We start from the raw sequence: 12,562 nt of genomic DNA on the forward strand, positions 1-12,562 counted from the left end.
TCCGCAGGAGCGAGTCGCGAAGTAGACCGGAGTTCTACCCTGATGGCCCAGGACACACGCAAAGATCCGCGAGCGAGGGTGCTGCAGATGACCGTGCGCTACAAGAGCGCCACGGTCGACGAGTTCATCGAGCACCACTCGCATGACGTGAGCCGAGGCGGCATCTTCATCAAGACGCCGTCGCCCTTCCCCCCCGGCACGCTTCTCAAGTTCGAGATCCGGCTGCAAGACGAGCAGGCCGTCATCGCCGGCGTCGGTCGCGTCGTGTGGAAGCGCGAGCCCGCGCAGGCGAGCGACGCGCACCCGTCGGGCATGGGCGTGAAGTTCATCAAGATCGATGAGAAGTCCAAGGCCGTGATCACCCGGCTCGTCGACGCGCAGCAGGGGGCCGGGTCGGCGTTCGAGGCGGGCATCACCGACCGCGCCGATCTGGGGGACGAGGCGCAGGAGCCCGCGGCCGCGCCGGCGCCGGCGCCGGCGCCGCAGGCGGAGCCCGCGGCGGCCAAGGCCGCGCAGGTGAAGCGCGCGTCGACGATGCTGGGCCTCGGCGCGATCGGGGCGAGCCCGAAGGGCGACGCGGGCAAGGGCGACGCCATGAAGAAGGCCGATCTCGTGGAGGCCGGCAGCTTCTTCCCGCAGACGAACCCCGAGAAGGAGATGCCGCCGCCCGACGAGCGGACGATGATGAAGCAGGCCGCCGAGCTGCTGAAGCAGGCGCTCGCGGAGGCCGGCGGGTCGCTGGAGGAGATCGGCGCGTCCAAGGAGCCGCTCATCGCCACCCCGCCGAAGAAGGCCGAGCCGGCGCCGGCGCCGAAGGAGGAGCAGGCGAGGCCGCTGGCCGAGCCCGCGGCCGTGCCGGTCGCGGCGGTCGCCCAGCTCGCGAACGAGCGGGACGCGCGGGACGACGTGCCCGCCGCCGAGGCGAGGCCGGCGAAGGCCGCGGCAGCCAGGAGGCCCGCCGAGGTGGTGGAGAAGGCGCCGGCCGAGGAGCCGCCCGCCCGGCCTGCGCGCCAGGAAGCGAGGGCATCCGAGGAGCAAGCCGCGGCGAGGCCGGCGGCGCCGGCGAAGCCGAAGGAGGAGAAGGCGGTCGCCGCGAAGGCCGCCGCCACGGGCAAGGCGCCGCTCGCGCAGGAGGAGGAGAGCAGCGGCACCGGGCGGCTGCTCACGATCCTGCTCGTCGCGGCGGCGCTCTGCGGTGCGCTCTGGCTCGTCTTCTGGCAGAGCGATCCAAAGCCCGCCGCGCCGCCCACGCCGACCCCGCCGGAGCAGCCCGCGGCGGCGCCGGCGCAGGAGGAGAAGCCTGAGCCGACCCAGGCTGCGCCCGCGGCGACGGAAACGGCCCCTCCCGCCGCCACGCCGACCGCGACCGCCACGGCGACCGCGACCGCCACGGCGACCGTCGAGGCGCCCAAGGCGACAGCGGAGCCCGCGGCGCCCACGCCGACGGCGGAGCCCACGGCGCCCACCGCGACGGCCGAGCCCACGGCACCCGCGCCAACGGCGGAGCCGGCGGCTCCCAAGGCGACGGTCCAGCCGGCGGCGCCCAGGCCGGCCACGCCCAGGCCGAGGCCGGCGGCGCCGAAGCCGCCGAAGAACGACGATCCCTACGGTTGATGGACAGCGCCGCGGGTTCCCCGCGGGAGGGGTAGCTGCGATGAGCGGCTCGGGAAGTCAGGTCGGTGAGTCAGGGTTGAACCGCCCCAAGACGGCCGCCTCGCTGGCCGCGCTGGGCCTGCTGGCCGCGACGGCCGTCGTCTGCGGCGCGGTCGCGCTGCGCGAGCCGGCGGCCGTGGCGACCCTCGAGCGGGGCGCTGTCGTGACGCGGAGGCCTGCGGCGCCCGCCGCGGCGAGCAGCGGCGAGCCCGTCAAGGCGCCTGCCCCCCAGCCCACGACCGCCGCGCCCGAGGACGAGCCCGAGGAGCCCGAGGTCCCCGCCAAGCCGGAGCCTGCCCGCGCGCAACCCGCGGAGCTCGAGAGCGCCCAGGCCGGGGGGAGCGCCGCGCTCGGTGCGCTCGCGGAGCGGTATCCGGAGGACCCTGCGGTCCTCAGGGCGCTCGCGATCGCGCAGGGGCGCGAGAAGGCGTCGGCCGCCGCGCTGCTCACGGCGAAGCGGCTGTTCGAGATCGCCCCCGAGGAGACCGGGAACGACGAGCTGAGGCAGCTCCTCCTGAGGATCGCCAACGGCCCCCCGGACGTCGCCCTCACCTCGCTCGATCTGATGGCCAAGCACATGGGGAGCCGCGGCCCCGACCTGCTCTACGAGGTCATGACCGCGCCGAAGTTCGGCGATTGGATCAGGGACAACGCGAGCAGGTTGATGCTCGACAGCAGCGTGCGGCAGCTCGCGACGCCCGCGCTGCTCGTCGCCGACGACCTGCGCCGGATCACGGAGTGCCCCACGAGCGCGCTGCTCGCCAGGGCGCGCGAGGAGGGCGATGTCCGCGCGCTGCACTACATCAAGGCCTATCTCACCCCGCAGCGCTGTGCGGGCTCGCGCAGGCGCCGCTGCCTCAAGTGCGCCTCCATGGCCAAGGAGCTGCGCGCCACGGCCAGCGTCATCGAGAAGCGCAAGAACGAGAAGCCGGCAGCTGCCCCGCCCGGGGCGAGCGCTGCGCCCTGACGCCCCTCTCGCTCCCCGGGGGCCCTCGTCACCGCTGCGCGCGTTCGCTCCACGCGGATTCGCGTCAACGCTCCGCGCTCTCGTCTGGGCACCGGCCAGGCCCTGCGACCCTGGCGGCGTCGATACGCCCCAGACCAGCAACGGCGGCGCCAGCGTCCATCGCGCCGGAACACATCCCGGTGCGCAGGCCTGCGTCACGCGACATCTGGCGGCACCGGCACGGCCACGCGGGTGGCACGAGGCGTGCGGTTCAGCTCGCCAGGAACGCGAATCGGGGTGGGCGCAGCAGGACTTGAACCTGCGACTTCGTCCGTGTGAAGGACGCACTCTACCGCTGAGTTATGCGCCCGATTCCAGCCGGTTGTCACCCGGCCGTTTCGGAAGACGTGGCGCTTTTAACCCAGACATCGGCGTTCGACAAGAACAACTCGCTGCCGATGTCGAATTCTTCGAGACGCGCGGGAAACGCAGGCCATCGCGGCCCGCTCTGACCGCCGTCGCCCGAAGCCTCGACCCCGGGGCCCCTCCCCGCGGCCCGGAGGACGTGGATCAGGCGAGCGGCCGCTTCCGCGCACCTGGCGCTCGCGCTGCCGCGCCGCCGCGCGGACAGGCCGGGGACGCGGACCGTCAATCCAGCGTCGCGACGGCGCGCCGGAGCGCGGCCAGGCCAGCCTCGATGTGGTCCTCGTCGCAGGCATAGGAGAACCGAAGGTAGCCGGGCGCCCCGAAGGGAGCGCCGGCGACCGAGGCCACGTGCGCCTGATCCAGCATCCACGTCGCCACGTCCTCGTCGCTCGCGAGCACCTTCCCCTGGGACGAGCGGCCGCAGAGGCCGCGCACGTCGGCGAAGGCGTAGAAGGCGCCCTCGGGCATCCGGCAACGTATCCCCGGGATCGCGTTGAGGCCCTCGACCATGAGCGCGCGCCGCCGGGCGAAGGCCGCGCGCATCGCGAACACCGCGTCGCGTGGTCCGTTCAGCGCCGCGACGGCGGCGGCCTGGGCGACGGCCGCCGCGTTCGAGGTGCTCTGGCCCTGGACCACGTCGAGCGCCCGTGCGACCTCGGTCGGCGCGATGCTCCAGCCGACGCGCCAGCCCGTCATCGCGAACGTCTTGCTGACGCCGTCGACCACGATCACGCGCGGCGCGAGGTCCTCCGCGAGGGCGGGGAGCGACGCGTGGCGGAACCCGTCGTAGGTGAGGTCGGCGTAGATCTCGTCCACGATGATCCAGCAGTCGTGGCGCCGCAGCACGCCGATCAGCGGGCGCAGGTGCTCCTCCGCGTACGCCGAGCCGGTCGGGTTCGAGGGCGTGCACAGGACGATCGCCTTCACCCGCGGGGACAGCGCGGCCTGCAGCGCCTCCGGCGTGAGACGGAAGCCGGCCGCCTCGGCGGTCTCGACGATGACCGGCGTGGCGCCGACGAGGCGCACCTGCTCGGGGTAGCTCACCCAGTAGGGCGCCGGGATGACGACCTCGTCGCCCGGCTCGAAGAGCGCGACAGCGAGGTTGAACAGCGCGTGCTTCGCCCCGCAGCTCACGGTGATCTGGCTCGGCAGCGGCCGCCATCCGCGGTGCTGCTCCGTCGACGCGCAGATCGCCGACTTCAGCTCGGGGGTGCCGGACACGGCCGTGTAGTGGGTGGCGCCGGCGTCCAGCGCCGCCTTCGCCGCGCTGCGGATATGCTCGGGCGTGTCGAAGTCGGGCTCGCCCACGCTGAACGAGTACACCGTGTGCCCCTCGGCGCGCAGGCGCGCAGCCCTCGCCGCCATGGCGAGCGTTGCACTGGGCGCGACGGCCGACAGTCGGTCAGCGAGCTTCCTGGGCATCGAGACAATGAGGAATAAAAGGGGGTCCCGGACGACGCAAGGCACTAGCGCCCCGCGGTTGCGCAATCGGCGCGGATGTGCCTCGCACGGCACGCGGCTGCCTGCGCCGCGCTCATCCGGGGCCCCCGAGCCCGGCGCGGCGCTGGCCGCCGGCGCTCTCTGGAGCCCGTCGCCGCGCTAGGGCGACGGTGACTGCGTGGCGCCGCCGACCTGGACCGCGGGCTTCTGCTCGTCCTGCTTGATCGAGTAGCGCACCAGCGCGCGGAGCACGTCGTTGCGCTGCACGTTGCCGAGCAGGCTCTTCATGTCCTCGTAGATCGACGGGTCGACGAGGAGCGCGCCGAGCGTCCCCTTGCCCGCCCGCATGTCGTGAACGATCGCCCGCAGGTCCCCCGTCATCGCCGTCACGTTGGCGAGCGCCTCGGCGCCGTCGCCCTTGCCGCCATAGAGCGCGTCGTGCGCGAGGCTGTCGCTCTCGCGGATGCCACGCAGCGTCATGGCGACCTCGTCCGCGGCGTTGCCGAACTGCTGAATCTGCTTCTGCGGGCCGTCGCCGTAGATGACGTCGTGCGCGAACCCCGGCCCCTCCTTGACGCGCGAGACGACCCCGCGCACCTCGCGCAGCGTGGTCGCGAGCTCCGTGCTCACCCGGTCGAGGCTCGCCAGGGTGCGCGAGATGCGCTCGGCCTCCTCGGGGTCGGTCAGGAAGCGGTGCGGGTACCCCTCGCCCTCGGTCACCTGCTTCATCAGCGTGTTCGCCGAGGCGACCGTCTCGCGGAGGTCCTTGTGGAGCTTCTCGTCGGCGATGTTCTCCGAGACCTTCTGGATGTTGTCGAGCGTCGCCTCGGCCTTCTCGGCCATCCCGCTCACGGTCTGCATCACGTCGGTCGGCACCTCGCCCGGGATCTGGCCGCCCGGCGGGACCGAATCCGGGCTCTGCCCCTTCGTGATCTCCAGCATCTTGTCGCCGAGCAGGCCCTTGTTCGCGATCTGGGCCTTGCTGTCGGTCCGGATGCGGCCCGCCTCGCTCTCGACGACCTCGAGCTTCACGTAGATCTTTGTGTCCTTCGGGTCGGGGCCGTAGCCGACCTCAGCCACATGGCCGATGTCGATGCCCCCCATCCGGATCGGCGCGCCCGGCTTCAGCCCCTGCACGTCGGCGAAGCTCGTCGAGAACTCGACCGAGGAGTCGAACAGCCGTCGCTCGTCGCCTATCAGGAAAATGACCAGGCCGGAAAGGATAAGCCCCGCCAGCACGAAGAGTCCGACCTTCAGATCGCGCGCTCTGCCCATGCGGAAGGGCATCTTGCGCTATCTCGAGGGCATCGTCACGCGCCGAGAAGCGTCTGGACGTCTTCGTTCACCGGAGCGGTACCGGTAATGAAATCGGCGACACGAGGATCTTGGGAGGCGCGGAAGTCGTCCGGCGTCCCCGTCGCGATGACCTCGCCTCGGTAGATCATCGCCATCCGATCCGAGATCGAGAACGCGCTCTTCATGTCGTGCGTCACCACGATGCTCGTGACGTTGAGGGCCTGCTTGAGCCCCTTGATGAGGTGATTGATGCGCTCGGTGTTGATCGGATCGAGGCCGGTCGTCGGCTCGTCGTAGAGGATCACCTCGGGCTGCACCGCGATGGCGCGGGCGAGGCCGACGCGCTTCTTCATGCCGCCGGACAGGTCCCCGGGGCGCATCTGCTCGATGCCGGGCAGGCCGACGAGCGACAGCGCCCAGTGCACCCGCTCGGCGATCTGCGCCTCGGTCATCTCCTTGCGGAAGTGCTCGTGCAGGCCGTAAGCGACGTTCTCGCCGACCGAGATCGAGTCGAACAGGGCGCCCCCCTGGAAGAGCATCGCGATGCGCTGACGCACCCCGGCGATGCGCGCCTCGCTCACCTTCGTGATCTCCTCACCGTGAAACTGGACACTTCCACTGTCAGCGTCAAGCAGACGGATGAGCAGCTTGAGCATGACGCTCTTGCCGACACCAGAGCCACCCATGACGGTCAGCGTCTCGCCCGGGTACACGGCGAGGTTCAGGTCGCGGTAGATGACCTTCGGCCCGAAGGCCTTGCGCACATGCGAGAACCGGATCAGCGGCTCAGCCACGCGCGAACGCTAGCACGGCGCCCGGGGCCGCCGCGAACGCTCAGTCGGCCGCCGCGATGTGCTCGATCCTGATCTCGACGGCGTCCCCGCCGCGCCACGCGTCGCGCCGGAGGCGGCCCACGACGTCGACGCGCCCGCCGGCGAACCGGGGCGCGAGCTCGCCCAGCTCGAACCCGAAGCAGGCGATCTCGCGGCGGGCGAAGGTGAGCTCGAGCTTGAGGTGGCCCTTCAGGTTCCTGGCGGAGCGAACGGCCGCGCCCGGCACGAGGACGTGCGCCGCCCGGTTCCCCTCGCCGCACGGCTCGAGCCGCTCGAGGTCGCGCGCCACGACCGAGGGGTCGTCGCGGTCGTCGAGCCGGGCGTGGGCGGTCGCGTGCGGCGCGACCGCCGGGAGGTCCATCTCGCGGAAGGCGTCGCACCAGGCCGCCCGGAGCGCCTCGACGCGGTCGGCGCGCACCTCGACGCCGGCCGCCGCCTGGTGGCCGCCGAAGCCGACGAGCTCGGCGCTGCAGCGGACGAGCGCGTCGTGGAGGCGCGCGCCTGTGGGGCCCCGCACCGAGCCGCGCCCCTTTGCACCCTCGAGGCCGATGACGATCGTCGGCTTGCCGAAGCGCGCCGTGAGCCTGCCCGCGACGATGCCGACGACGCCGGGGTGAAAGCCCTGCCGCGCGATGACGATCGCCGGGTCGCGATCGAAGCCGGCGCGCTCGATCTCGGCGAGCGCGGACGCGAGCATCTCGTCCTGGATGGCCCGCCGCTTCATCTGCGCCTGCTCGACCGTCGCGGCGAGCGCCGAGGCGGTCACGCTGTCCTGCGTGAGCAAGAGCTCCAGCGAGACGTCGGGGTCGCCGAGCCGGCCCGGCGCGTTGAGGCGCGGCGCGATGCGAAAGGCGACGTCCTCGGCGGACGCGCCGCGCCCGAGGTCGAGGTTGGCGAGGGCCGCGAGCGCGCGGAGCCCGGGCCGCGGCCCGGTCTGGAGCACGCCGAGGCCGGCGCGCACGAGCGCGCGGTTGTCGCCGGTCAGCGGCGCGACGTCGGCGACGGTGCCGATGGCCACGAGGTCGAGGTAAGGCCGGAGATCGAGCGACGAGCCAAGCTTCTTGCGCACGGCGGCCAGGAGCGAGAGCGCGAGCCCGCACGACGCGAGCCCCTTGTACGGAAAGCCGCAGTCGGCGCGGTGCGGGTTCAGGAACGCGATCGCGGGGAGCGGCTCGGCCGGCACGAGGTGGTGGTCGATGACGACGCAGTCGACGCCGGCCGCGCGCGCGGCGGCGAGCCGCTCGTGGTCGCTCGAGCCGCAGTCGCACGTGATGAGCAGCGTGGGGCAAGCGCGCAGCACGCGCTCGAGCGCCGGCGCCGAGAGGCCGTAGCTCCCCTCGGCGCGCGTCGCGAGCAGCGGCACGACCTGGCCGGACATCGCGCGCAGCGCGCCGGTCATGATGGCGGTCGCGGTGATCCCGTCGCAGTCGTAGTCGCCGAAGACGGCGATCCGCTCTCCGGCGCGCACGGCGCGGGCGATCCGGTCGGCGCTCGCCTCGCGATCGGCCATGGCGTCGGGCGCGGTGAGGTGGGAGAGCCGCGGGTCGAGGAAGCGCCGGGTGGCGTCGTCCGGCGCGCGGCCAGCCCGGTGCAGGATGTCGGCCACCGTGATCGACAGGCCGAGCTCGCGGGCCATCGCGAGCGCCTCGGGCGACGCCTCGCCCGGATCGGCGATGCGCTCGGCGCAGGGCGCGCTCGCGCCGCCTCGCGCCGCGGGCGCCGGAGCATCGCGCTCGGCGAGCTCCTTCCAGGCCACCGTGGCCGTGCTCGTCATCGCAGGAGCGGGTACACCGGCGCCACGGTGGCGTCTACGGGCTGGAAGCGGGGGTAGAATCGGGCGTCGAATCGAGCGCCGCGGGCGGGCGCGGCACGGCGACGGGCGAGGCGCTCAGACGACCGCGTCGGCGCGCTTCTGCGCGCGGACGCGGCTCACCTTCTTGCGCTTGCCGCCGCCCGAGGAGCCGAAGAACCGGCGATCGATCCACTCGGTGAGCGGCGCCGCGACGTAGATGGAGGAGTACGTGCCGACGACGATGCCGACCACGAGCGTGAAGGCGAAGTCCCTGATCACGCCCGTCCCGTAGAAGAGGAACATGACGAGCGACAGGAACGTCGACACGGACACGAGGATCGTGCGGCCGAGCATCTCGGAGAGCGAGCTGTTGATGACCGCGGCGAAGCTCATGTCGCGGTGCTTCGCCAGGTTCTCGCGGATGCGGTCGTAGACGACGACCGTGTCCGTGATCGAGTAGCCGACGATCGTGAGCAGCGCGGCCACGGTGGAGAGGGTGATCTCGCGCTGCGTGATCACCATGGCGCCGAGCGCGATGCCCACGTCGTGGACGAGCGCGAGGATGCCGCCCGGCGCGAACCGGATGTCGAACCGGAACGCGATGTACGCCATGATGAAGAAGATCGTGATGAGCACGCTCTTGATCGCCGCGTCGCGGAGCTGCGCGCCGGCCTTCGGCCCGATCCACTCGACCCGGAGCGCCTGGTCGGGCACCTTGTCCGCGCCGAGGTGCTGCCGGAGGCCGTCCATGAGCTGGTCGCCCTTCGACTTCAGGTGGATCTCGACCTTGTTGTCGCGCTCGCTGACGATCACCGGGTTGTTCGCGCCCGGCCGGATGTCGACGCCCTCGATGCCCTCGAACTGCTTCTTGATCCCCTCCAGGTCGGGCGCGGCGTCGTAGCGGGCGGAGATCTTGTCGCCGCCGGGGCTGAACTTGACCTCGGTCGCGCGCACCGCCGGCGGGCAGCGGTCCTCGGGGACGGGGACGTTCTCGGGCGGCAGGCACATCCGCTCGCGCAGCGCCGCCTTCTGCGGCTCCGTGAGCGCGGAGACCTCGTGCACGCGGATGAGGTAGCGGTTCGCGTTGGTCTGATCCGCGACGGACACGACGTCCGGCGAGTCGAAGCCCGACTTCGTGACGGCCTCGCGGACCTCGGCGCTCGAGACCGCGCTCTTGAAGGCGACCTCGACCTCGGTGCCCCCCTTGAAATCGGTCCCGAGCTTCGGCCCCGGCACGATGAACGAGATGATCGACAGGAGGAGCAGCACGCCGCTGAGCCCGATGAAGAGCCAGCGCTTGCTCATGAAGTCGAACTGACGGCCAGGTTTGATGAGTTCCATCGTCGTGTCCCAGTCTCGGAGCGCCGCGCCCGCGGTCTCCCTCAGAAAGCCGGAGATCCGCGCTCGCGGCCTCCCACAGGACGCGGGGCCCCGCGCCCGCGCCTACCTCAGCCGAGCGAGAGTTTCTTGATCTTCCGGCCGCGGACCGCCCAGTCGAACATCAGGCGGGTGCACACGACCCCGGTGAACAGGCTGATCGCGATGCCGACGATCAGCGTGATGGCGAAGCCCTTGATGGGGCCCGTGCCGTACTGCGCGAGGATGAGCCCCGAGATCAGCGTCGTCACGTGGCCGTCGAGGATGGCGCTGAACGCCTTGTCGTAGCCGACGTCGACCGCGGCGCGCGGGCTCTTGCCGATCCGGAGCTCCTCCCGGATGCGCTCGTTGATCAGCACGTTCGCGTCGACCGCGATGCCCATGGTGAGCACCAGGCCGGCGATGCCGGGCAGCGTCATCGACGCGCCGAACATCGCGAGCACGGCGATCTGGAGGATGAGGTTGAAGACGACGGCGATGTTCGCGATGAACCCGGCGCGGCTGTAGATCACCACCATGAACACGAGCACGAGCGTCCCGCTCGCGATCGCGCCCTTCATGCTCTGCTGGATGGCGTCCTGGCCCAGCGACGGGCCGATGCGCTGCTCGTTCGACGGGGAGATCGGGGCCGGCAGCGCGCCCGACCGGAGCACCAGCTCGAGCTTGCGCGCGTCCTGGAGCTGCTGGTCGGGGTTCTGCGACCCCATCGTGATCTGCGCGCGGCCGCCGCCGATCTTCGTCTGGATGACCGGCGCGCTCTCGACCTTCTCGTCGAGGATGATCGCGAACCGCCGCTTGATATTCCGGCCCGTGATGTCCTCGAACCGGTCGGCGCCGAGCGGGGTGAACTCCATCGACACGTACCAGCCGCCGAGGCCGCCCTCGCTCTGGTCGGGGAGCGCCTGGGCGTCGCGCACCATGTCGCCCGTGATCTCGGCCTTGCTGAAGAGGAAGTAGGTCCGCCAGCCGATCTCCTCGATCGCGTCCTTCTCCTCGTTGTACTCGAACAGCTTGCCGAAGCCGATCTCGTTGTCCGGCGGGACCTGGAGCGTCCCGACCCACTCGCGCAGCCGCTTCAGGGTGTCGCGCATCTCCTCGTGCTCTGCGCGCACCATGCGGGCGAAGTGGACAGGCTTCGTCTTCCCGGGGCCGACCGGCGCGTTCTCGATCGAGAACGTGAGGCCCTTCGGGAGGTCCTCCTCCTTCGCGGTCCTGGCGATCGGCTCGAAGAAGTCCTGGTCGTCATCGACCATCTTGAACTCGAGCCGCGCCGTCTGGCTGATGATCTCGCGGATCGTGTTGAACGATGCCTCGTCGTCGCCGGGCACCTCGATGATGACGTCCTCGTCGCGGGTCGAGACGCTCGCCTCCTTGAGGCCGAGGCCGTCGACGCGGCGGAGCACCGTCTCCTTCGCCTGCGACACCGCGCGCTCGCGGATGCTGCTCGACACCTCGTCGCGGATCCGGAACCGCGCCACCTTGCGGTCCGCCGAGCGCTGGAGCTGCATCTCGCCCAGGAACTTCGAGAGGAACTCGTCGTTGATCTTCTCGGAGTCCGCCGGGTCGTTGAAGGTGATCACGATCGTGTCGGCCTGCTCGCGCGACTTCTCGATGCGGAGCTTCTCCTGGAGCTTCTGCATCTCCTCGATCGTCGGCGGCTTGTCGCCCTGGGCGAACCCGAACGACCTCGCGAGCGCGGCGCGCAGGTCGTCGTAGTACCGGTCGCGCTTGTCGCTGATCGCCTCGTCGACGTCGACCGTGTAGACGAGCCGGAGGCCGCCCTTCAGGTCGAGGCCGCGCACGAGGCGGAACGGGATGTTCGAGGTGAGGAAGCGGCTGAACCCGAGATCCCCGCGCTGCGCCCTCGTCTGCTGCTCCGACACCTCCTCGGACGACAGGCCCGACGGGTCGGGGCGGCCGAACCGCTCGTCGTGGTAGGTCGGGTAGATGCAGAGCGCCGAGCCGAGCGCGAGGAACAGCACGAAGCCCGTCTTCACGCGCCACGAGAAGTCGATCCACGGCCCGACGCAGAACAGCGCCCACGGCACCATCAGCCCGAACACCGCGAGGGCCCAGAACACGTGGTAGTGGGCCGCGATCGCGGCGGCGCCCGCGGAGAGCGCCGCCCAGAGGAAGACGTTGCGCCGCGGACGGCTCAGCCACGCGCCGAGGAGGCACAGGCCGGCGACGCCGGCGAACCCGTACTGAAAGATGTTTAGGAGCATGGAGTGGGGCGCCGCGGGGGGCGGTAGAAAGCTTCCTCTTGGGCCGAGCGCCGGCCTACGACTTCTTGTCCTTCGCCGGTTCCTTCGCCTTGTCGGCGACCTTGGCGTCCGCCGCCGCGGCCTCGCCCGGGTCCGGGCCCTGGATCGCGCTCTTCATGACCTGCACGTTCACGCCGGGGGCGATCTCCAGCTTGACCTTTGGCGAGTTCGGGCTGATGTCGGTGATCCGGCCGAAGATCCCGGACTGGGTGTAGACCCTGTCGCCCACCTTGAGGCTCGCTTCGATCTGCTTCTGTTTCTTGTTCTGGCTCCGCGTCATCACGAAGATGAGCAGCAGCGGCAGCGCCAGGATGAGGAACGAGAAGGCCCCTCCGCCGAACGGCGCAGGCGGCGCTTCGCCCCCGGACGGCGGCGGCGGTTGACCTTCGGCCGGCGCGGCGGGCGCGTTGCCCGCGCGCCCGGGGGCGGCGTTCGGCTGGAACCAGTTTGAGCTTGCCAAGGTGACGCGTGTCTCCGGGACCCGACGGGGCTCGCCCGCAAATTGCGGGCCTCTCCCAACCCCCCGGGGCCCGCC

General features: G+C 71.5%; 9 protein-coding genes and 1 tRNA gene. 2 read left to right on the forward strand and 8 right to left on the reverse strand.

The genetic code is table 11. From position 1 onward, the window contains the following. The first annotated feature begins 42 nt into the window (after positions 1–42). Together WMF24_RS23775 and WMF24_RS23780 are read left to right on the forward strand one after the other, a co-directional pair. Positions 43–1,614 (forward strand): TIGR02266 family protein, encoded by a 1,572-nt coding sequence (locus WMF24_RS23775; RefSeq protein ID WP_437738725.1) that lies wholly within the window; start codon positions 43–45, stop codon positions 1,612–1,614. Positions 1,615–1,690: 76 nt separating this feature from the next. After that, complete coding sequence (locus WMF24_RS23780; RefSeq protein WP_437738726.1) at positions 1,691–2,620, forward strand: hypothetical protein; 930 nt, start codon at positions 1,691–1,693, stop codon at positions 2,618–2,620. A gap of 277 nt (positions 2,621–2,897) precedes the next feature. On the opposite strand, the gene WMF24_RS23785 is transcribed toward WMF24_RS23780, so the two are convergent. The 8 genes from WMF24_RS23785 to yajC form a co-directional block, all read right to left on the reverse strand. After that, positions 2,898–2,969, reverse strand: a tRNA-Val gene (locus WMF24_RS23785). 278 nt (positions 2,970–3,247) lie between these two features. After that, on the reverse strand, positions 3,248–4,390 hold the full coding sequence (locus WMF24_RS23790) for a pyridoxal phosphate-dependent aminotransferase (protein ID WP_437738727.1): 1,143 nt from the start codon (positions 4,388–4,390) through the stop codon (positions 3,248–3,250). A gap of 234 nt (positions 4,391–4,624) precedes the next feature. Continuing rightward, the gene (locus tag WMF24_RS23795) at positions 4,625–5,740 is read right to left on the reverse strand and encodes an MlaD family protein (RefSeq protein ID WP_437738728.1); all 1,116 of its coding nucleotides are present in this window, start codon (positions 5,738–5,740) and stop codon (positions 4,625–4,627) included. A gap of 35 nt (positions 5,741–5,775) precedes the next feature. Beyond that, entirely contained in the window at positions 5,776–6,555 is a 780-nt protein-coding gene (locus WMF24_RS23800) for an ABC transporter ATP-binding protein (RefSeq protein ID WP_437738729.1), read from the reverse strand. A gap of 40 nt (positions 6,556–6,595) precedes the next feature. Further along, positions 6,596–8,368 carry a single-stranded-DNA-specific exonuclease RecJ gene (recJ, locus tag WMF24_RS23805; RefSeq protein WP_437738730.1) on the reverse strand — a complete coding sequence of 591 codons (1,773 nt, stop codon included), beginning with the start codon at positions 8,366–8,368 and terminating at the stop codon, positions 6,596–6,598. A 114-nt stretch (positions 8,369–8,482) separates the two neighbouring features. Beyond that, positions 8,483–9,727, reverse strand: a complete 1,245-nt coding sequence (gene secF / locus WMF24_RS23810; protein ID WP_437738731.1) for a protein translocase subunit SecF — start codon at positions 9,725–9,727, stop codon at positions 8,483–8,485. A 107-nt stretch (positions 9,728–9,834) separates the two neighbouring features. Then, positions 9,835–11,988: a protein translocase subunit SecD gene (secD, locus tag WMF24_RS23815; RefSeq protein WP_437738732.1), complete on the reverse strand. Its 2,154-nt coding sequence runs from the start codon at positions 11,986–11,988 to the stop codon at positions 9,835–9,837. Between the two features lie 55 nt (positions 11,989–12,043). Beyond that, positions 12,044–12,487, reverse strand: a complete 444-nt coding sequence (gene yajC, locus WMF24_RS23820) for a preprotein translocase subunit YajC (protein ID WP_437738733.1) — start codon at positions 12,485–12,487, stop codon at positions 12,044–12,046. Between the last annotated feature and the right edge of the window lie 75 nt (positions 12,488–12,562).

It is taken from the genome of Sorangium sp. So ce1335 (assembly GCF_051521615.1).
Taxonomy (GTDB): Bacteria; Myxococcota_A; Polyangia; order Polyangiales; family Polyangiaceae; genus Sorangium.